The following is a 22213-nucleotide window of genomic DNA, read 5'->3' as shown; positions in this document are numbered from 1 at the left end:
TCACTCCTCTATGCCCGTTTCTCTTGTAATTTAGCCTGTTTATATTCCAAGCGCATAAACGTTCGATACGCGATCCACATTAAAACGAAACTTGTTAAACTAGCTCCCATTAGAAAAATAAAGACCGGAAGGACAAAAAATAAATACGATAAAGTTAAACATGCCGCAATCGCATAAAGGGTGCGAAATGGTTGATAAAGAGCCATTAATATCGCATTTTTAAAATAAATAAACAGCTTATTTTCATAATGCACATACATAGGGAAAATATAAATCAACATCACCCCAAATATGACTGTAGCGAATAAAAGGATGTAATGACTAAAAGCAGATATCCATTCCCCATCCAATGCTAGAAAATTCAAATTCACATAAAGCATGTAGGCGATCAGCAGTAAAATGATTCCTAAAGCATTTGCCTTGAAAAATTCCTTTTTAAACGTATTCCAGAATGTTTGGAACACGGGAAGATCATCTCGTCCCATCGCCCAATGGCGAAAAATCGTATACATCGCCACTGTGCTGGGACCGAAGCCAAAAATAATCAAACCAAGTAATGTGAAACAAACCCATAAGGCGTTTACATAAAGTAAAAGTAGTACTGTTTCTCCAAATTGATAGAATCTCCCAAAAAGTTTGTTCTCAAACAAATCACGTCTCTCCTTTTTAAGTAGCGATTTCGGAGTTATGGAGCGTTTATGACTACCGAAAAAACAACTTTTCGTCTTTTTCGGGCTTCATGAAGCGTTCTTGACTACCGAAAAAACTATTTTCCATCTCTTTCGGGCTTCATAGAGCGTTCATGACTACCGAAAAAGCCATTTTCCATCTTCTTCGGGCTTCATGAAGCGTTCATGATACCATCTGAACCATCCCATTCTATCTTACTGTATGGAATGGTCACTACTGAGACTAATTTTCCCATTCTTATTTTTATTTTGTTGGTCTATTCCTATTTCCACCTCAACCGGACCTAGTAAGCCTGATTTTAATGGCACTTGATCCATTTGATTCGCAATGCTATTCGTTACTTCTACCTTAATACGATTTCGTCCTTTTTTTAACACAGCAGGATCTAACGCAAATTGATAGGGCGCCCACATCTTCACACCGATTTCTTTTTGATTAATAAATAATTTGGCGATTTCATATACCTCGCCTAAATCGATATTGATTTGTTTGATCGATTCGATTTCATCTAATTCGAAGTTATTTTCATAGGTAATTGTTCCAGAGAAAAACTTCATTCCCTCCCAAGTATCCCATGACTCTAGCGAAGGAACAGGGCCATCTTTGCTTTTCCACCCCTCACTTAAAGTGATTTTCTTCATTTCTGGTTCAGATAATTCCTCTTTCACCATTATCGGCTCTTGACTTGGATCCACACAAAAGACAAGCGATGATCTCCTTGGAAGGATGAGTGAAACCATCCCATCTTCATAAACACTGCATCCCTCTATCGTCGCATTCCATGGATCCCATATTTCAACTTTCCCCTCTTCTTTCAAACAAAATTGTCCTTGATAATTGTCTTCTCCTTCGTTCACAATGAAATAAAAAATAAGCTGATCTTTCCGCACCTTACTCAACCGTATCGATGGGTCGCTAGGGATTAAATGAAACTCATTACGATTCAATGCCGGAATCGCCTCTACAATTTCCTCCGCAGTCGTAATGAAAGTCGCTTCAAGATTTGGTAAAGGGGAGTCCCCCTCATCCCAAATAATCACTTTCCCACCATCAGCCACAAATTTCGCTAATTTCGGAATAATCTTGCTGTCAAAATGGCGATGATCTTCGATTACAACGACTTCATATTTTTGATTGGCAATTCTAATCACTCCTCCATCTACTGTACAGTCGGATTGGAAAAGCGATTCTTCCAAATAATTAAACTCTATTTGATTCTCATACAGTGGTTTGACGATTTTCCATGGTAGAAAATCTTCCTCACATAGAACCGCAATCGTCGTTTCATTTGTACTATCCGTCATTAACCAGCTTAAACGCTTCATATATTGGGCAAATTGTTTATAATAAGGCCACCAGAGGTTATTGGGTCCTACATCAGGTGGTCTTTCATGGCTTCTTCTTTTTCCATCGATCGAATAATAGAAGGCATGGGGACATAATAGATTGACTCCCCTTACGAATAACCAATCCATATACCATTTCATATCTCCCGGACTTAATGCCCATGCGCTTTCTTTCCCACATACTCCTAAAAATTCATTTAAATTCCTGCGCCTCCCACGATGTCTAGCCGCATCTGCAGAACATTTTCCAGCAGTAGAATGGTGTCCTTCGATTGCTTTACCACCCTCAGGACCTACCCATCTCCACACAACATCCTGACCAGGAATCTGAAAATGATCCAATAACCCGATATCATCACTGGCGGCTGGATGCCCTGTTAAGGCGATTTGATGGTCCGCACACCATTTACTAATTGGTTGATAGTAGGATTCTGTCATTTTCAAATGGACGGTTTTCCGATATTTTTTTCTTATGAGAGCTGTTTTTTCTCCGGCATCCAACCATAATACAGGCAAGTCAGTTTCTTCATTCCCATTCCTCTTGTAAAAATCTAGAAACTGATTCGTCCATGGCTTTAATCCCCCTAATGATCCTCTGCCTAATATATCCGGCTCATCTGTAAACATGGCGATAATCGTATTCCCGAAATACCGCTTTAATTTTGCAAAATAGGTATCATGTGTAAGCTGAATAAATTTGTTCACCGCTTCACGGTTTAACAAATCAGTGGATGGCGGCGCATGGGGTTCCCCATCATCCTCCCCGAAGTGAATTCCCCGGATCGTTCCTTGGGAAAAGGTTTCAACAAACAATAGAACAGACCATTCACCATGATCTGGTGTTGTAAATTGAACCTTGTTATTTTTCACTTCCAACAATTGGGTACAGTGATACGAAATGGATGATTCAGATAGCTTTTTAACCGCCTGGACAGAAACAACGGTTTCACCCTTTTCTACATGTAGAACAAATTCATTTGTCCCTCCTTTACAAGGGTACTCGACCATTTTTAAACCACGGCTTGCATAATCGGGGTTTTCTTTTACAACTTTCCCATTTGCGGATCCTGAAGGGTACATGGCCTCATCATACAAAATAACGGACATTCCCAATTGATCAGCTTCTTGAACGGCTATTTCTACAAATTCCATAAATTCATCAGATAAATACTCTATCTCTCTTGGTATCCCTATTCTAGGATGTAAAACAAAACCCGTCACCCCTTTTTCGTGAAAATCATGAATTTGCCTACAGATATCTTCTTTTGAGAGTCGATCGTTCCAGAACCAGAAAGGAACCGGTGTAAATTCCTCTGCGGGATGAAGAAACTGTTCTTGAATGGAACTGTTCACTTTTCAACACTCCTCCATTATTTCAATTTTAACCGGATGAATTCATTTTTCGAAACTGACTTGGCGTAACCCCTACTTGCTTTTTAAAAATACGATTAAAATAACTATGTCTATATCCAACGCTTTCGGATATGTCCTGAATTTTCATGTTCGTATTTAACAATAATTCTTTTGCGTGATTGATTCGGATATCTGTTACGTAATCAATAAAATTAATATTTAATATCTTTTTAAAAGCTTTGCTTAAAGTATATGGGGTAGTCCCCACAACATCAGCACAACTTTCTAATGAAATATCTTCCATATAATGGTTATTTATAAACTCGACAATTTTTTCAATATGGCGCTTCATTTCAATGTCGATTTGCCCTTCTAATAATTGAACATATGGGGAAATGACCTTGTCAATAATCCATTTAATCATCCACTCTGGCTCTCTAATGTCTGAGAGCTCCTCAAACATATTTCTTCCTCCAAATAATTCATTTGGGTGGATACTAGAATGAAGAATTTCATGTTGAATCGTACTAAATAATTGTATGATTCCTGGTTGAATGTTAATTTCATGGATTCCTTTTTCCTTTAGTTCATTCATAAATTTTCGAATTAATTGTTCTGTCTCTTTCACTTGGCCTCTTCTTACGGCTTGAATCACTTCTCTTTCTGTTTCAAAAGGATAAAATACTTTAAACCGATTTCCTTGTTTATTCCATTCTTGCAAATTTATAATTTGATTCATATTTTCAAAGCTTCGATACTGCCTACCTATCGTCATATTTTCAAATAAATAGGGAATTTTTTTCACTTCATTTACTGTTTCACTAATCGTAATGGTAACTTTTAATTTTAGTATGTCATTCATAATAGAGGTAACACCCTCTGAAAAGTCCATTATTTGCTTATGTAATGGTGTATGCAGCGGAGCAATAATGAAAACACCGGCAGATAAATTATGGTAATTGATCACCGTAAATTGGTCAAAATAGTCTTTTCCATATTCCTCAATGATATTGACAATGGTAAATGTGATTAAACTAGCGTCATTCTCGATACGATCCTTTTCAAACTGATAGATGCCTGTTAATTGGATATCAAGTAATAGATATTGTTGATTATGAAGCCGCCACCCATAGTTTTCCATCCGGGTTCGCAATTCTTGTTCAGAATAATCGTATAAATAACCATTTCTAAGTTGTAATAGAAAGCTTTGTTTTAATTGAGGGATATGAGCCGAAAGTCGCTGCTGCAATTTTTCACTTTCGCTTGTGACCTTTATCCAGTTTTCCTTGATGATTTCAAATTCATCTTGATTTTTTGCTAAACTAGCTGCCTGTTCATCCTCTACTAACACAGTCATAAGATTTTTCAGTGGATTATAAATTCGAACGGAAGCAACCCATGTCATGATCACCGCTAGAATAAGTCCTGAAAAACTAATCACTAAAATGAGCTCAGAAATAAAAACAATAGGAGATGTAATCGATGAAATGGGGGCAGCCGAAATATACATCCAATCTTCATTGAGCCTTTTCATCGTACCGAATGAAACTGAAAATGTTTCCTTTTCCCAATCAAACGAAAAAGAGCCTTTTTTTGTCCCTTGCTGTAAAGCAAGATCCCGGATTTTAGCAATCAAATCAGGAGATTCACCCGGATGAGAAGAAACCAATACATCATGATGATCATCCAAAATAGTGGTAACGCCTTCATTATAAGGGGTTAAAGTTTCCAATAATTGAATCAATTTATCCTGATCAATCGTTAAAATAATTGCTCCAAATGCTAGTCGACTAATCCCAGGTACATGATGGGATAGGGTTAATTGTTGTCCCTTATTTTCATTATCAGGATTTTTAAATCGATTCCATTGGATCGATGGTTTATTCATTAGCATCGCTTGATAGAACTCTTTTTCCTGCTCGTCTTGAATGACATTATAATTCGGGTTAAATACTATGGGTTGATCCAAATCTAAATAAAGTTTCACCTTTTCTATCAATGGATTGCTTCCTTGCAAAACCAATAACTGCTTACTAATATCTCTTGTTTCAAGAAACTCCTTGACAAAGTCGATATCCGCTAGGGAATGATCATAACGGGGGTCAAACGCCCAATGAGAGATCAGTACTTCAAGGTATTCTAACTGATCATCTATATTTTTTGCTCGATCGATTATCTGAGCCTCATGAGCTTCTGTTAGTTCTTTTTCCACTTGACCAACCCCAAACCAATATAAGCAAAACCCAGAAAAGATTCCCGGTATCGAGGCAATCAATAAAATCAAAATAAAGTTTTTGCGGAAATACCGACTTCGCCAACTAATGTCTCTTTTATCTCTCAACCGTTTTATTCTTCTAAGCAAAATTTCACCAACCTTGTTTACAAAATGTGAAGCGTTCTTCAATCTCTATTGTAAAACAAGATATAGCCAAATTCACTAAAATTTTTACCACTCACTATTTTACCGACCCTGTATTTAACCTTTCACTGAGCCAAGCATAACACCTTTGGCAAAGTGTTTTTGGAGGAATGGATAGAATAATAGAATCGGAATAGTCGCAATTACGATAACAGCTAATTTAACCGATTCCTCCGGTGGTTCATATAATGTCGCTTCATTTAAATCGCCAAGCCCGACATTCGCTACCATCACCAATTGTTGTAACAATAGCTGAATCGGCCATTTTGTCGTATCTGTAAGATATAAGAGTGCCTGGAAAAAGTCATTCCAATAAAAGACAGCATAAAACAAAGTAAATGTGGCGATCACCGGTTTGGATAATGGTAACATCACCCGCCAGAATGTCTGTATTTCAGAACAACCATCCATTTTGGAAGCATCCTCTAATTCTTTCGGAAGTTCTTGAAAGAATGTTTTTACAATAATGACATAAAATGGATTAATCGCGAGTGGAAGAATTAATGCCCAAAGCGAATCTAGCAATCCTAATCCCTTTACAAGCAAATAGGTCGGAATCATGCCTCCACTAAATAACATCGAAAATAAAATTAAGTTTAAAATAACATTTCTTCCCATCATCTCTTTTCTGGATAACGGATAGGCAAACGTCAAGGTTAAAATCAAGCTAATCAGTGTGCCAACCACAGTGACAAATACAGAAACGCCTAGACTTCTAATAACCGAATCGGTTGAGAAAATATATTGATAGGCTGCAGTTGTAAAGTTCTCCGGTATGATGAAGAAAGGTCTTGTGGCTAATTCGGATTCTGTCGCAAAGGACCCACCGATAATATATAGGAAAGGGACAACGGTTGCGAGTCCCAGTATCCCGAGAAGAATAAGGTTAAAAACATCAAAAATCCTTCCAGCCGTTGTGTTATGCATCTTATGCAATCGAATCAACCTCCTTTTCTTTTAAAATAAACCACCTTGTCCAAGTTTTTTGGCGAGACGGTCCGCTCCAACAATCAGAACGATCCCAACAACAGATTTAAAGAGTCCTACTGCTGTACTATAACTAAAAGCCCCTTCTGTTATCCCAACAAAGTAGACATATGTATCAAAAACATCTGCAACACCGCGGTTTAATGAGTTAGACATTAGGTAGATTTGTTGAAATCCTGTATCAAGGAAATTTCCTAATCTTAAGATAAGCAGAATAACAATCGTACTTCTTAATGCCGGCAAGGTGACATGCCATAATCGACGGAATCGACCAGCACCATCCACAATGGCTGCCTCATATTGCTCTTGGTCTACACTCGCAAGCGCTGCTAAAAAGATAACCGTCCCCCAACCTACTTCTTTCCAAATAATTTGCGTCATAATCATAGGACGAAACCAACTTGGACTCGAAAGGAAATCGATTTTATGTCCTAAAACATTCTCTAGAATGGAATTTACGACACCACCACTTGTTGTTAAAAACACATAACTAATACTTGCGATAATCACCCATGACATGAAATGCGGAACATAAACCAATGTTTGTACAAACCGCTTGTAAAAATTAATCCTTATTTCATTTAATAAAAGGGATAAAATGATCGGTGCCGGAAAGTAAAATACTAAGTCATATAGAGCCAGTATAAAAGTATTTCGTAATAAACGTGTGAAATCAGGATTCATAAAAAAATCTTTAAAATGTTCAAATCCTACCCATGTACTTCCTGTAAACCCTAGAAAAGGGGAATAGTCCTGGAAGGCAATTAAAACACCCCACATTGGAAAGTACTTGAAGACAACAAAATAAACGATACCTGGCAACAACATAATATATAACCATTTAAACTTTTTTAGTTTGGCCCATGTATTCTTTTTCTTAGGAGTTATAAGTGGATCGATTCCAGTACTTTGTTCGAGATTTACAGTTTGCATTTAATCCCCCCTCAGACTATGATCGTATTAATTTGTAAAGGACAGGAGGTGATCACACCACCTGCCTTTTTTCATTTATCTAATTTTTAGATCCTTTATATAACTTGTTAATTTCCTCTATATAATCATTTCCACCGGACTTTTTCCATAATTCAACAGCTTCATCAAGTCCCGATTCATCAATTTGCCCAACAATATACTTAATCCGAGCATCGTTAATGATATTATCTAATTGAGCTCCTTTTTTAGAATACACTTCTGAGATAAAGGCTTCTGCTGGATTAGCGACAACAATGTCCTCATTGGCCAACTTTACCTCTTCCTCCAATTCTCGAAGCGGTGTTGTCTTAGGTGTTAGACTTTTAGCCTCAGGAATGTACATTAACATTTGATTGAGTCCATCCAATTCTGAAAGTAATGCCGGATCATCCTTTGTAAGATTCTCCAATTCCCCATCGACAATCTCATAATGCTTTCCTTCAATCCCGTTTTCAGCAAGGATTTGGGCTTCTTCATCGTTCAACTTATCAAGAAAATTTAACACCTTTTTCAGTTCATCTTCTGTCTTCACTTTGGTTTTTGAGACGGCTAGCATTCCCGAATATCCAGATGTTGGTAAATTGTGTAATCCTGTAGGGCCTTCCACAGCTCCAATGACTGTAATGGGATCCGCATTATCTGGTTCCGCATCGATAATTTTTTCCTGAATCCGATGCCCTTCATCCACCACATTGACTTGCACACCAGCTTTTCCAGAGACAACCGGGTCAGACCATTGTGCAGGATCCATTACCGCAAAGTCTTCATTGACAAGGCCTTCATCATACAATTTTTTGAAGAAGTTAAGAGCTTCCAAATAATTTTTATGTAAAAAGGAAGGCTCCAGTTCCCCTTTATCATTTTCGCCCCATTTATTCGGAACACCAAACCATGTTTGCATCACTTCCCATGGTCCTTCATATTTAGACACGACCATGCCGTACGTATCATCTTTTCCATTGCCATCTGGATCCTTTTCTTTAAAGGCTTTCAACATATTGTAAAAATCTTCAACGGTTTTCGGCACCTCTAAATCCAATTTTTCTAACCAATCTTTACGAATAATCACCCCGTTACGACCAAGATCGCGACTCCGGTAAATGCCGTAAATATCGCCATTGACCGAACTATTATTTAAGATAATTTCGTTTGCTTGACTTAAATTAGGATAATCCTTTAAATAAGGACCTAGCTCCCAAAATGCTCCATCTCTCACGGCACTGACAAAGCTCGGTGATTTACTCGGTACATACATAACATGTGGTAAATCTCCTGAAGACAATGTGATATTAAATTTATCATCTAAATTACTGTTGGGAACCCAGATCATTTTAATATCTGTATCTGTATAATCTTCCAGCGCTTTTAGCACCGGACTGCTATCTTTAGGTGGTTCTGTTGTAAAAGTAGGTACAAACACTTCTAATTCCATTCTTTCTGAATCGGAAGTTCCTTTATTATCCCCTTGCTTTCCAGATTGACTCGTTTCCTTGCCTCCACTACACCCTGCAACGAAGAGTAATGTAAAAATAAGCCCGGCAATGAAACTACTCTTTACAGTTTTTGACATTTTTCTCAATAAAGACCCCTCCATATTTTTTTAGTAGGCTTTTGGAAATTATAAAGAAAACTTCTTAGCCATTCATTTAGTATTTATGGTAGTTTTTAACTTCCAAAGTGGTAACTAAACATCGTGCAAATCTCCAACATTTTTGGACATTCCTCCCTTTCTCATTATTCTTTTTGCAAATTCGACAGGATGTATTTTGCCTACATAAAATTTAAAACGTTTACATTTTTCCTGCAATATTCATTTTTTGTACCTTTTTGCCATAACACTGAAAACATTGTCACGATAGGTTTTATCCACTTAAATTTAAGACTTTTTTTGCAAATAATACTTTTTTGCAAACGCTCTTTCCTAAGAAATAAACGATAGTAAACTTGTTTATTACGAAAATAAGAGAGCCTAACCTCTGAGTTACGCAGCAATTTTAAATATACACATGATCCATTAGAAGAGCATTGAAGCGTATTTGATGTTGTTTCCAACGAACAGAAGGATGTTTTAAACCAAAAACGGGTAGGCATGATACAGAACTTGATTGGATACTAAACAAAATAAAAAATGAATATCCCCACTCGGGCATTCTCTCCCCTTATTCTTCTCTTTTATAACGTGAGTTCCCCAAAGCTAATGTAAATCAAAATACGCTCAGGGCAATGACTGAACATTGTTCCTGAGCGTACTCTAGTAGATCCTGTATATAAAATACTATTATTCAACTACACGTCTCACAACGCCACTGAAATGGCTCTTCCAATAAGAATTACTCATTGAATCGATTGATACTCCATGGGAAGAATTATCGTTTAAAAATGTTCCATTCCCTAAGTAAATACCAACATGTCCATTTGTTTTGTACGTATCAAAGAAGACGAGGTCGCCTCTCTTCATTTCTGAGGCACTTACGGCTCTTCCCTGATTCACAAGTTCACTGGTTGACCAGCCAAGATTCACTCCTGCTGAGGCATACGCCCAATGCACAAACGCAGAACAATCAAATAATCTATTTTGGATATCAGCGCTCGTACGGCCTCCTCCCCATTTATATGGTGAACGACCCACAATGGATGAACCTGTACTAATGGCGGCTTCAATTGCCCCTGATCCTTGATGAACGACAGGATTAGATGGAGCAGTCGTATCAGCTTTCTCTTCTTTTACCGCTGTTGTTTTTGTTGTCGTTGCCGCCGCTGTTGCTGTTTTTGTCTCTTTGCTATTGTTGGACACTGTTTTCTCTGTCTTTTCAACAGCATCGTTGGCAGAAGCATCATTAGCAATAGCATCGTTCTCCAACTGTTTTTTCGCTTCCGCTTCTCTTAGTCTTTGTCTTTCTTTCTCTTTTTCCTTTTCTATAAAAATAGCCTTTTGATTTTCCAAATCTACTAGCTCTCCATTTGCATTGTTTCGTTGTTCCTTCGTTGCAGCCAGCATGCTATTTTTATCATTGATTTGATATGTAAGTTGTTCCTTCAACTTCTCAATTTCTTTAAGCTCTGTTTTTACTTTTTCCAGTTTATTCTTTAGTTCTGCTTCCGAATTTTCTAATGTCTCTTTATCTTTTTTTTGCTCTTTCAAGATACTATTATCGGCATCAACGATCTTTCCCAAAGTGAATGTACGATCAACAAGATCACCAAAATCCTCAGCATTTAATAAAACATCTAGATAAGTAGTGACACCATTGCCGTTTTGCTGAATAGAGCGTGCTCTTTTTTCCAACAGTTTATACCGTGTTTCAATTTTCTCCTTCACGTCCGCAATTTTTACTTTTAACGCTTCTGCTTCTGCTTTTGTCTTGGCAACTTCTTTCTCCGTTGCCGCTATTTTTGCATTTGTTTCATTAACCTTGGCATCCAACTTTTCAACGAGTGCTTTCATCTCTTGTTCACGCTGTTGTAGAGTGGATATTTCTTTCTTTTTCATCTCGATCTGTTGATCTAAATTTTCATTTGCAAACACAACTGAACTAGAAAACGCAGAAAATAATGTACTCGCTCCAATGATTGACGTTAAACTTACGGCCAGTAATTTCTTCTTCATTTTTTCCCCCTGAATTCCTAATATTTGTAATCTCTTAAACCATACATTCAAAGAATGAAAGGACGTTCCTTATTTACGAAATTATGTAATCGTATATTTTCTTTTTTAATCAGCTTTATTATAACATCATCGTTCGACAAATAGGCCCTTTTTCATATTACAATTTCATTTCAAATTCATTACATATTTGTCGAATAAGAGTATAATAATAGAAAAGAGGGAAACACTTACAACAAAAAACGCTTGAAAATGAAATATTTTCCAAGCGTTGACTAAAGCTAATCGTTATTTTCCTAAAAGGTCCCTCGTTTTCTTCAAAATTTCTTCATCTTTTAAACGAAACTTAAATTCTACCCTTCGTGATTCATCTGCACTATATTCCCCATCTTTATCTGTGCGATAATCAGTAAATGACTTACTGTTGACTGTTAATTTATCCTCCAAATGTGGTTGAATTTCCTTATACGGAAAGCGATCACTTAAAATATAATCTGCCACACTATAAGCTCGATCCTGCGCAAGCCGCAAATTATATAAATAACTCCCATCCCGATCTGTATGACCTTCGATAATGATTTCGGCGATATAATCTTCATAACCACTTTTCAGCAAAACGTCTAGGTATTTTGGAACAAACTCATCTAAAAATTCTAGGGAGGCCGGCTTTAATTCCGACTTGTCATAGGCAAATAGAATCTCCGTATTAAAAATCATCGCCCCCGTTTTTTCATCTACCTCAATACCTGCTGTGGAATCTTGAAATTCCTCTTTTAGATCATGGACGAGTTCGGAACGAACACCCATAATTTGATCAATGGTCTGTTTCATTTCTTTGATTTGCAATGATTTGATCACCATCATAATGATAAAAATTAACATAAAACAGAGTAAAATCGTTGTTAATAAATCAGTAAAAGAGGGCCAAAAATGAGAGTCTTCTTGTTCATTTTTAAAGAGGCGCAGATATTTAGTAGTCATTATGGTTCAACCCCGACCCTATCGCACTATTTGCAGGAACGGTTTGTCGGCCGAAACGATTTAATGAGCTCAACCCTCGATTTAAAGTTTGAAATTCTTGGCCTAGTTCCTGTAATAATTGTTGAATCGAACGGAAGCTATTTTGTTGAATTTCTTCTGAACCGCGACGTATTTCTGTAAACTCCCTTTTCATCCCATTTGTGGTAAGATCAATCGATTCACTGATATTTCGAGCAACCTTATCTAGCTTGTCTCCGAGCGTCCCTTCTAAACTGGACACATAGTTAGAAAGGGTCTCTTTTAAAAGGCCAACATTTGTTTCTAATTGCTGATCACGCTGATGAAAGGTTTGATTCATGTGGGACAGGATAGTATTCATTTCTGTGATGACTTGGTTATTTTTTGCTCCCATTTGTTCATACGTCCGGGATGTTTCAAGCATATTCTTCTCAAATGTTGCTGATTGTGTGGAATGATCTTTTAAATGCTGACTAAATGTTTGATTAAATTCCTCCAGCTCACGAAAACGGTCCAATAACAAATGTTTGTATTCGTTTTGTGTTTGATTGATGACTTCTAATGCATGGGGTAATGGAGTAATCGAATCCCCCAGTTGGTCAAAACCGGTTGAGAGTTTACTCAATTGAGTCGTAATGCCCGAAATTCTTCCACTCAAATCCGATCCAAATACTTTTTTGAATTCCTGATTATGCGCCCCCATTTTTTTCACGAGCTCATCATTTTTTTGCGTGATCCTTTCGAATGTTGCTTGGATCATCCCTTGTTCTTCTAGAAGGGAGGAGGTAAAACTTTTTATATCATGGACTGATTCTTCAAATTGAGAGAAGGTATGCCTTTGCGTTTTGAATACTTCTTGCATTCTTTCATACGTTTGCTCAAATGCGGTCGCCATTCGTTCATTTCTTCGATCCGCTTTTTTGAAATAGGCAAATAAAGCAGCAAAGTTTTTATTTAACTGTGTTGTCCCCTCGCTAAACCCATCGGTCACCATTTTCATCTGCTGGAATAATTCTTGAAAATCCTCTACATTCCTGGAGAGTCCTTCATTGAAAGCAGCTAAATCCCGAGCTGATTGTTGTAGCCCGGTTGTATATTCCTGGAAACCTGTAAAAGCTTTTTCAATACTTTGTAAGGACTGTTGATTCGTTTCTTGAAGTCTCAAAATCGATTGATTGATCGTTTCCGAAACGCCAATCAGTCGACTCAGTCCATTTTGTTCATGCCCCTCTAATTGGGTTTCAACCATTAGCATGATATCGGTTAACATATATTCCGTATTAAGTGCCTTGACCAATATCGTCATCAACAACGAAAAACTCATCCCGACAATACTTGTGTAAAAAGCTACATCGATCCCTGATAAAACACCTGTTACATTTTCAACGAGTTGATCTTCTGCGGTTTGAATACTCCCCAAAGAAATCGTTAATCCAATAAATGTCCCTAACACACCGAGCAATATAAATACCGATACTGTCATTTGGACCAGCTTAATCAGACTGACAACGGGCATATTCCACACACGCCAACTTGAAAAACGTTCTTGGACAAAGGTTTCCGCTTTAATGGATTCCGTTTCTTGCCTTTTATCAAACTGTTCCTTAAAAGAACGCAGCGGCTCTATCTTCATATTATTCGTTTCTTTTAGATGGCTACGCAGCTTTCTGAGCTTCATGAACAACGACAAATGAACCAATAATGTGACAACAAAAATAAAAAACAAGGCTAGGAAAATTAGTTCTATGATTGGATTTGCTAACATCGCCTCAGCTTTTTGTTCTGTTGTAAACAATTCTAAAATGGCTTGAATCATTCATCCTCCACTCCCTTTCACAACAATTTGGAACAAGCTTGAACAATGACAACATCGCTTGTCATTATGATCCTTGTCCTTTTCTTTATTGCTATTCGGAGTCTGGTTGATTCATGTGTGAAATTTTGAAGTAAATAGTCTTGAGTCTCTCATCAGCTCCCGCTTGACTTATTGATGACTGAATAGGGATAATGATTCATTATATAGTTAAACTATAGAATGTAACTTTGGTTAAAGGAGGATAAAAGATGACATTTCCATTATTAGAAGGTAAAGTTGCTATTGTCACAGGCGGTGCAATGGGGATGGGTGAAGCTACCGCTAAACTTTTTGCAGAGGCAAAAGCACAGGTAGTTATTGCAGATTTTAACGCCGAAAAAGGAAATGAAGTAACAGAAGCAATAAAAGCAAATGGAGGTCAGGCAGCTTTCATCCAAACAGATATATCAAAGTCTGAAGAAGTACAAGCTATGGTTAAATTTGCCGTAGACACATTTGGCAAGTTAGATGTTGCGGTAAATAACGCTGCTCTAACTCCGGATGACAAACCAGCAGCAGAATTTGATGAAGAATACTGGAATCGTTTAATCTCGGTGGACCTAACCGGTACGGCACTTTGCTTAAAATATGAATTACAGCAACTACAGAAACAAGGAAATGGCGGTTCGATTATTAATATTTCCTCTGTAAGTGGGTTCCGTCCACAGCCGAATAATATTGCATATGTTGCGGCAAAACATGGTGTAGTTGGAATGACGAAAGTAGCAGCAATGGAAAATGGCCCACAAAACATTCGGGTCAATTCAGTAGCTCCGGGTGCAATTGATACCCCTATGCTTCGTGGGGCATTAGAGCAATTTGGTTTCACAGAAGAAGAGTATGCTCCACAATTAAGCCTATTGAACCGTTTTGGCCAGCCAAAAGAAATCGCACAAGCTAGTCTGTGGTTAGCTTCTGACGCATCTTCATATGTCACAGGAACAACCATTCATGCTGATGCGGGTTATACTTCACGCTAATGGCCTATATTAAAAACTCGCAGAAACTTTTAAGCCTTCGTTAATCTTTATAATCCTATCTTGCTAATAGAAGGATACAGTAAGTAGTGGATGGATCCATTGGTCAGTCTTATACAAAGTCCTGTAAAAATTCGACTGGCCTTGGAGCCATTCATCATTTATTCAGCAATTTCAGCTGAAGTGAGCTCTCCATCGATATTTCCACTTACTATAAAGACCCCCAAAACATATCTCCATTGGAAAAGAAAATTGCAAATTCCCCATCTGAATATACTGTCCAGTTTCTTATACCGAATGAACATTTCTTTTGTTAGTTTCGTCCATGTCAGCCTCCTCGTCATTCCTTAACCAATCAGCCATTTATGTGGAAGAGCGGATGATAGGCACCCCCATAGTTTCTAGTTAGTTCGAATTTTGATAGAAACACTTTTGTCCCATCCTCATTTCTTTTCCAAATTTCGTTGGCAAAGTGCAGGCTAAATATTTTCTAGGCTTTGCTTGTTCTATTTATTCCTTTTAGAGTATTTTCAGGCAAGGGAGTATAACTAAGGAAAAAAGTAGAGTATAATATCGAATAGTTATCAAAGCTTCAGTAGTATATAAAAGTCAACTAGTCAGCTTAAAGCAGACAGAGAAATGATCTCACACTCATACTAGATATTGGAGGTTAAAAAAATGGCTTTACCGAATTTCGAGGAAAACTTGCAAAAATATGCACGGCTTTTAGTGGCAAAAGGAATCAATGTTCAACCCGGAGATTGGGTGAAAATGACCATTACAGTTGATCAGGCTCCTTTAGCCCGTTTGATCACAAAGGAAGCTTATCAATTAGGTGCTGAAAAGGTGATTGTTAAGTGGTCTGATGATGAAATAAGTCAATTGCATTACTTACATCAACCCGTAGAAGTACTTACCGACATTCCCGATTACGAGATTCAGGAGTCCGAAGATCATGTTTTAAATCACCGTGTTAGTCGTCTATCCATTGTATCTAGTGATCCGGGATTGCTAAATGAAGTGGATCCCACCAAAGTCGCTGCTTATCAAAATGTGGCTGGTAAAGCGTTCCACGCTCAGCGCATTGCCACCCAAAATGATGATTTGAAATGGACAGTCGCCGCAGCAGCCGGTGCAGGCTGGGCTGCACATGTTTTCCCTGATCTCTCCACTTCTGAAGAACAAGTAGATGCCTTATGGGATCAAATCTTCAAAACTTGCCGTGTCTATGAAGATGACCCTGTTGCTGCCTGGGATGAGCATAAAAAGACATTAAATGAAAAGGCTGCTATATTAAATGACATTCAATTTGATGCTTTGCACTATACAGCACCTGGTACAGATTTAACTTTAGGCTTGCCTAAAAACCATATTTGGGCAAGTGCTGAAAGCTATAATCCTGAAGGAGAAGATTTTATCGCCAACATGCCTACAGAAGAAGTGTTCACTGCCCCTGATACACATCGTATGGAGGGTGTGGTCCGCAGTACAAAACCTTTAAGTTATGCAGGAACGCTCATTGAAGGCATTGAAGTTCATTTTAAAGATGGAAAAATCGTGGATATTTCTGCTGAAAAAGGTGATGAAGCTATTAAGAAGTTGGTTCATGATAATGAAGGTGCAACAGGATTGGGTGAAGTTGCTTTGGTACCAGATCCATCGCCTATCTCTCAGTCTAACATTATTTTTTTTAACACATTATTTGATGAAAATGCATCCAATCACCTAGCGATTGGTTCAGCCTATCCTACAAACATTCAAGGTGGGACGAAAATGAGTCAGGAAGAATTATTAGAACATGGCATAAATACATCCATTGTTCACGTTGACTTCATGATCGGTTCAGACAAAATGGATATCGATGGTATCAAACAAGATGGGACGATTGTTCCAGTTTTTCGAAATGGGGACTGGGCTATTTAGAAGTTCCCCTTTTTGAAAGCAAATGGCCATGAGAGATTCATGCATACAGAGATAATAATTATTAATATGGAGAATAATATGGAGTTTAGAAAAGCAACAGAACAAGATATACATCCTATCATGGAAATTATTGGGCAGGCTCAAGCATATTTCAAAAAAAATCATATTGATCAATGGCAGCATAACTATCCTAATATCCATACCATTATGGATGATATTCTAAAGGGATATAGCTATGTATTATTAAAAGATGAGAACATTGTGGCCACTACAGCCATTTCTTTCGACGGCGAAAAAACCTATAAACATATTTATAGTGGTAAGTGGCTTAGCAATGGAGACTACGCCGTTATTCATAGACTCGCAGTGGATCATCTCCACAAAGGGTTAGGAATATCAACTGAAGTTATAAGAAATGTGGAAAAAATGTGTTTAAATAAAGGTGTCAATAGTATCAAAATCGATACACATGAACAAAATCTATCTATGCAGAAACTTCTCCAAAAAAATGATTTTAAATATTGCGGGATCATTTATTTAGAAGACGGGAGTAAAAGAATCGCTTTTGAGAAGATACTATAAGTGTGGATCAAAAAATAGTCGGGTGGGACGAGGTTTCGCTACCACCCGTTTTATACCTCGGGTAGTGTCTGCTACCACCCTAAAGCCCTAATTCTTTAAAGATATTTTTCAAATCAATTTTAAATTCAGGAAAAATACCAACGGGAAGCAGCCCATCTTTTCCATAAACACCTGTTTGTTTGAAAGAATTTCCATTGAGTTCATATACTTCAATAGACATATTATAGGGGTCAACAATCCAGTACTCTCGCACACCGGCTTTTTCATAACTGTTGAACTTAACCCACCGATCATTTCTAGCTGTGGATGGTGAGAGAACTTCTACTACTAAATCTGGCGCTCCCGTAATGTTTGTCTCTCTGATCTTTTTCTTATCACAAACCACGATTAAATCAGGTTGTACCCAATCTTGAATATCCTCATATTTCGCTTCGTTATCAGCAAATAAACAAACGTCCATAGGCGTCGAAAAAGCCATACAGTCTTTTCCGCGCAAGAACATTTTAAATTCAGCCGTCAGTTCACCTACCACATCTTGATGTCTCGGTGTTGGCGAAGGAGACATACTTATCATTTCACCTTCAATCACCTCAATATAAACATCTTCATCCCAATTCATGTAATCTGCATAAGTATATTTTTTACTTTCTGGAATACTGATAAAGATCACCTCGTTTTCTGAATTATAATTGAAAAACTCCCTAATAAAAATTAATTTCTCCAAATACATTTTAGAGGGAAAACACCGGTATAGCAAATGTCTCTTTACGGACTATCTGTCTCCTCTGGTCTCCAAGACTATTCATTTTTCTTTGCTTTTCATACATGGAGCCTGCCTGTCAAATTTACAGATTCATTTTTTCTCCATACTCCCTCCATCAGTTAGATTTATTTATATTTAAATATTTAATCATTCACAAATTTTCTCTAGCTTCAGACGTCTAAGTATAATAAGTCAATTGGGATTGACCATTATTCGTCGTTTGGTATTTCTGCAATATCCATATCATGAAAAGAACCTCCAATCCAAAAATAGATCAAAGGTTCTATATCTTCATTTTAATCATTTTATTATTTTATTTCTCACTCAGTGCTTTTCAGTGATTTATCAGGGAAAAATCGTCCATTAATATGACCTAAGCTTGTTCTAGTACCTTTGTTTTCCCCTCCGAAGAATGAACGTGGTTCGGTAAGTTTTTGTTTAGACCAAGCACCTGTGCAGTTGAAGTATGAATTTCGTGGAAAAGCTCTGGATTTTCCGCGAGTGACACACCATAAGAAGGAATCATTTCTTTTATTTTTGGTTCCCACTCTTTTAGATGTTGCGGGAAGCATCTTTTGATAACATCAAGCATGACGTGAACAGCAGTAGAAGCTCCCGGGGAAGCACCGAGCAAGGCAGCGATCGAGCCATCGGCTGCACTTACAACTTCTGTACCAAATTGAAGCGTTCCTTTGCCACCGCTAGCAGTGTCTTTGATCACTTGCACCCGTTGACCCGCTACCACTAAATCCCAATCTTCCGCTTTCGCATTCGGAACAAACTTACGTAATTCTTCCATACGTTGTTCTTTCGATAACATCAGTTGCTGGATCAAGTATTTTGTCAATGATAACTCTTTTACGCCTGCCGCCAACATCGTCAAGACATTATGCGGTTTTACGGAAGTGATCAAGTCAAACATTGAACCTGTTTTTAAAAATTTCGGTGAAAAACCAGCAAATGGTCCAAATAGCAACGATTTTTTATTGTCGATATATCTTGTGTCAAGATGGGGAACAGACATTGGAGGGGCGCCAACCGAAGCCTTGCCATATACTTTTGCCTGATGCTGCTCGACAACATCCGGATTGTTACACACCATAAATAGTCCACTTACTGGAAATCCCCCAATATGTTTTCCCTCAGGAATACCGGATTTTTGCAGTAAATGCAAGCTTCCTCCTCCAGCGCCGATAAAAACGAATTTTGCTGTATGGCGTTCAATAGTGCCACTATCCAGATTTTTCACTTTCAACTCCCACAATCCGTCACTAGTGCGTTTCAAACTTTTCACACCATGTTTGTAGTTGATCTCGACATGATGGCTTTTTAAGTGGTCGAACAACATATGCGTTAAAGCACCAAAATTGACATCCGTTCCAGAATCGATTTTTGTTGTCGCAATAGGTTCGTTGAAAGTTCGTTCCTTAAACATAAGCGGAACCCATTCCGCCAGTTCTTCTGGGTCATCGGAAAATTCCATCCCTTGGAACAGAGGGTTGTTAGAAAGGGCTTCGAAACGTTTTTTCAAAAACTTTACATTTTCTTCTCCCTGTACGTAACTCATGTGAGGTAAAGGCATGATAAAGTCCTGCGGATTACGGATCAGATTGCTATTTACAAGATAAGACCAGAACTGTCTTGAAAGCTGAAACTGTTCATTTATTTTTATCGCTTTACTGATATCCATGGATCCATCTGGTTTTTCGACAGTATAGTTTAGCTCGCATAGTGCAGAATGCCCCGTTCCTGCATTATTCCATTCGTTCGAGCTTTCCTCACCTGCGTCTGCGAGTTTTTCAAACACTTTAATTTTCCAGTCCGGTGCCAATTCTTTCAATAGTGTTCCCAAAGTGGCACTCATGATCCCAGCACCAATTAAAATCACGTCTGTATTTGTCTGTCTGTTACTCATTTTTTACCATATCCTTATACCTTAAGATTTGCAGAAAGGATGCAGGCATTCTTGCTTAAGCGTCATAACAATGCAAGACGCGACAGGAATACCCCTTTTCTGTATCAATGATAGTCTAATTATAGTATATCAATATTATTTATAAATGAAAATAGCTACTATTCTATGATTTTGATAAGCAATTGAAAGCTTTTGTTTTAACAACCTTTCAAATAATATCAGCTCCCTCCTATTTAATGAAAATCTTTTACAAACGGTAAAGAAATTTTAGTAGGGACAGTGTCTTAAAATAATGAGCCAATTTTTGTTCAGATATTTAACCATTCACTAATTTCCTTTTGCGCTTTAGAAGTCTGAGCAAAATTAAGCCAATGAGGATGGACTGTTTCTTTATTAGTCGTTTGTATTTCTACAATATCCATGTCATGAATAATCGTATGAATAAGTTTTAATTCACCATTAATCTTTGCGGAAAACATCCTTTTGGCCAAATGTGGATCTAAAGAGAAGGCAAAATCAATAATCGTAGAGCCTTCTGGCAATAACACTACATCCATTTTAGGAGTACATGCTGTTATTTCTCTTTGAAGTAGGTCAAACGAAATAATATCTTGAAATTCAATCGGAGTCTTAGCAATGGTTTGAACGGTACATATGGAATCTCCCAATAACATTCTACCTAAAGTTACTAAATCTTGACCTGATAGATCTTTTTTTAATAACCCGAATACGCCACTGTCATTCATTTTTTTATCACATTCAGTCTGAATGGTAAAATTCACTTTCACATTCCTAATAAGTACTTTGGTGTATAGCTGTCTTAAAAATGGAGATTTCTCAATGGCAATATGATCAATGAATTGATGTTCTATGGGATTGTACAGCCGATGTATAATTCCTAATGCAGTATAGCAGTCTATCGTAGATTTTGTAATCACCTTTATACAAAATAAGTCCATTAAGTCTTGATCTTCTTGTAATAGCGAGGATGCTTTGTATATCGGGACTTTACTCCACTCCAAATCGATGATTACTGCCCCTCCTTCTTTCTTTACTTCCTTAAGACAACGATTAAAAATGTGTGCAAATATATTGGAGTAGTTGTTCATTAATTTTTCAATACGATGAAATTTAGAAGGATTCAGATAACCAAATCCAATTTCTTCTAACTCTTCCTGAATTTTATATAGCCCTAATCTCTCCGCAAGGGGTGAAAAAAAGAGCAAAGTTTCGTTCGCGTACGGTACCTTCTTTTCGACTTTTTTAACAGCAAGTGTCCTCATGTTATGCAATCTGTCTGCTATTTTAATAACGGCAACTCTAATGTCTTTTACAGAAGCGGAAAGTAATTTCTCCGTATTAATGGCATGATATTCTTCTTTATCAAGCTGCCCTTTTTCTACTTTAGTCAAGCCCTCTACAATACTTGAGACTTGTTCACCAAATTTTTCTTTTATTTCTGCGCTAGATATAGGTGTATCCTCCACGACATCGTGAAGCAAGGATGAAATAAGAGATGTGATGTCAGCCCTATATTCCAAAAGAATTTCACATACCGCGATCGGATGAGTAATATAAGGTTCTCCTGTCGCCCTTTTTTGACCATGATGTGCTTTTTCTCCAAAATCAATGGCTTCTTCTAAACGTTCTATTTCATTTTTTAAGAGATAATCGCCCTTTTGGATTAACCGTTCCTTTAGCTCATTCACCATGATATCCACCTCTTTTGAGCCATTATAACACCTACGAAATATTTACAGAAGGCTTTTACGAGGAGAGACACCGTTATTTTGCGGAGATGGATTGAGGATAAAATGGAAGTTCATCC

General features: G+C 37.5%; 15 protein-coding genes. 3 read left to right on the top strand and 12 right to left on the bottom strand.

Translation table 11 applies throughout. The features are described 5' to 3' along the window. Nucleotides 1-8: 8 nt before the first annotated feature. The 9 genes from MUB24_RS08015 to MUB24_RS07975 all read right to left on the bottom strand — a co-directional run bounded on the left by MUB24_RS08015 (nucleotide 9) and on the right by MUB24_RS07975 (nucleotide 14186). Nucleotides 9-650, bottom strand: coding sequence for a YesL family protein (locus MUB24_RS08015; RefSeq protein WP_244702943.1), 642 nt, complete (start codon nucleotides 648-650; stop codon nucleotides 9-11). Nucleotides 651-884: 234 nt separating this feature from the next. Then, nucleotides 885-3389, bottom strand: coding sequence for a glycosylhydrolase-like jelly roll fold domain-containing protein (locus MUB24_RS08010; protein ID WP_244702941.1), 2505 nt, complete (start codon nucleotides 3387-3389; stop codon nucleotides 885-887). 28 nt (nucleotides 3390-3417) lie between these two features. Next, entirely contained in the window at nucleotides 3418-5730 is a 2313-nt protein-coding gene (locus tag MUB24_RS08005) for an AraC family transcriptional regulator (RefSeq protein ID WP_244702939.1), read from the bottom strand. A gap of 135 nt (nucleotides 5731-5865) precedes the next feature. Then, entirely contained in the window at nucleotides 5866-6753 is an 888-nt protein-coding gene (locus MUB24_RS08000) for a carbohydrate ABC transporter permease (protein ID WP_244702937.1), read from the bottom strand. 12 nt (nucleotides 6754-6765) lie between these two features. Next, nucleotides 6766-7728 (bottom strand): ABC transporter permease, encoded by a 963-nt coding sequence (locus MUB24_RS07995; protein WP_244702934.1) that lies wholly within the window; start codon nucleotides 7726-7728, stop codon nucleotides 6766-6768. A 79-nt stretch (nucleotides 7729-7807) separates the two neighbouring features. Then, complete coding sequence (locus MUB24_RS07990) at nucleotides 7808-9337, bottom strand: extracellular solute-binding protein (RefSeq protein ID WP_244702986.1); 1530 nt, start codon at nucleotides 9335-9337, stop codon at nucleotides 7808-7810. 708 nt (nucleotides 9338-10045) lie between these two features. Next, nucleotides 10046-11374: a C40 family peptidase gene (locus tag MUB24_RS07985; RefSeq protein WP_244702931.1), complete on the bottom strand. Its 1329-nt coding sequence runs from the start codon at nucleotides 11372-11374 to the stop codon at nucleotides 10046-10048. Nucleotides 11375-11659: 285 nt separating this feature from the next. Then, nucleotides 11660-12352, bottom strand: a complete 693-nt coding sequence (locus MUB24_RS07980; protein ID WP_244702928.1) for an OmpA family protein — start codon at nucleotides 12350-12352, stop codon at nucleotides 11660-11662. After that, complete coding sequence (locus MUB24_RS07975; protein WP_244702925.1) at nucleotides 12342-14186, bottom strand: MotA/TolQ/ExbB proton channel family protein; 1845 nt, start codon at nucleotides 14184-14186, stop codon at nucleotides 12342-12344. The genes MUB24_RS07980 and MUB24_RS07975 overlap by 11 nt, the downstream gene beginning before the upstream one ends. A 248-nt stretch (nucleotides 14187-14434) precedes the next feature. Here MUB24_RS07975 and MUB24_RS07970 point away from each other — a divergent pair, with 248 nt between their 5' ends. From MUB24_RS07970 to MUB24_RS07960, 3 genes are all read left to right on the top strand, one after another. Next, nucleotides 14435-15205 carry an SDR family NAD(P)-dependent oxidoreductase gene (locus MUB24_RS07970; RefSeq protein ID WP_244702922.1) on the top strand — a complete coding sequence of 257 codons (771 nt, stop codon included), beginning with the start codon at nucleotides 14435-14437 and terminating at the stop codon, nucleotides 15203-15205. A 675-nt stretch (nucleotides 15206-15880) separates the two neighbouring features. Further along, nucleotides 15881-17125: an aminopeptidase gene (locus tag MUB24_RS07965; RefSeq protein WP_244702920.1), complete on the top strand. Its 1245-nt coding sequence runs from the start codon at nucleotides 15881-15883 to the stop codon at nucleotides 17123-17125. Nucleotides 17126-17137: 12 nt separating this feature from the next. Then, nucleotides 17138-17707 (top strand): GNAT family N-acetyltransferase, encoded by a 570-nt coding sequence (locus MUB24_RS07960; RefSeq protein ID WP_244702917.1) that lies wholly within the window; start codon nucleotides 17138-17140, stop codon nucleotides 17705-17707. A gap of 79 nt (nucleotides 17708-17786) precedes the next feature. On the opposite strand, the gene MUB24_RS07955 is transcribed toward MUB24_RS07960, so the two are convergent. The 3 genes from MUB24_RS07955 to MUB24_RS07945 form a co-directional block, all read right to left on the bottom strand. Continuing rightward, nucleotides 17787-18437: a Uma2 family endonuclease gene (locus MUB24_RS07955; RefSeq protein WP_313898431.1), complete on the bottom strand. Its 651-nt coding sequence runs from the start codon at nucleotides 18435-18437 to the stop codon at nucleotides 17787-17789. Nucleotides 18438-18843: 406 nt separating this feature from the next. Continuing rightward, nucleotides 18844-20385 (bottom strand): malate:quinone oxidoreductase, encoded by a 1542-nt coding sequence (locus MUB24_RS07950; protein ID WP_244702916.1) that lies wholly within the window; start codon nucleotides 20383-20385, stop codon nucleotides 18844-18846. Nucleotides 20386-20693: 308 nt separating this feature from the next. After that, on the bottom strand, nucleotides 20694-22097 hold the full coding sequence (locus MUB24_RS07945; RefSeq protein WP_244702915.1) for an HD domain-containing protein: 1404 nt from the start codon (nucleotides 22095-22097) through the stop codon (nucleotides 20694-20696). Nucleotides 22098-22213: the final 116 nt, after the last annotated feature.

It is taken from the genome of Lederbergia sp. NSJ-179 (assembly GCF_022867885.1).
Lineage (GTDB): Bacteria > Bacillota > Bacilli > Bacillales > Bacillaceae_C > Lederbergia.
This window is presented reverse-complemented; position numbering and strand designations above follow the sequence as displayed.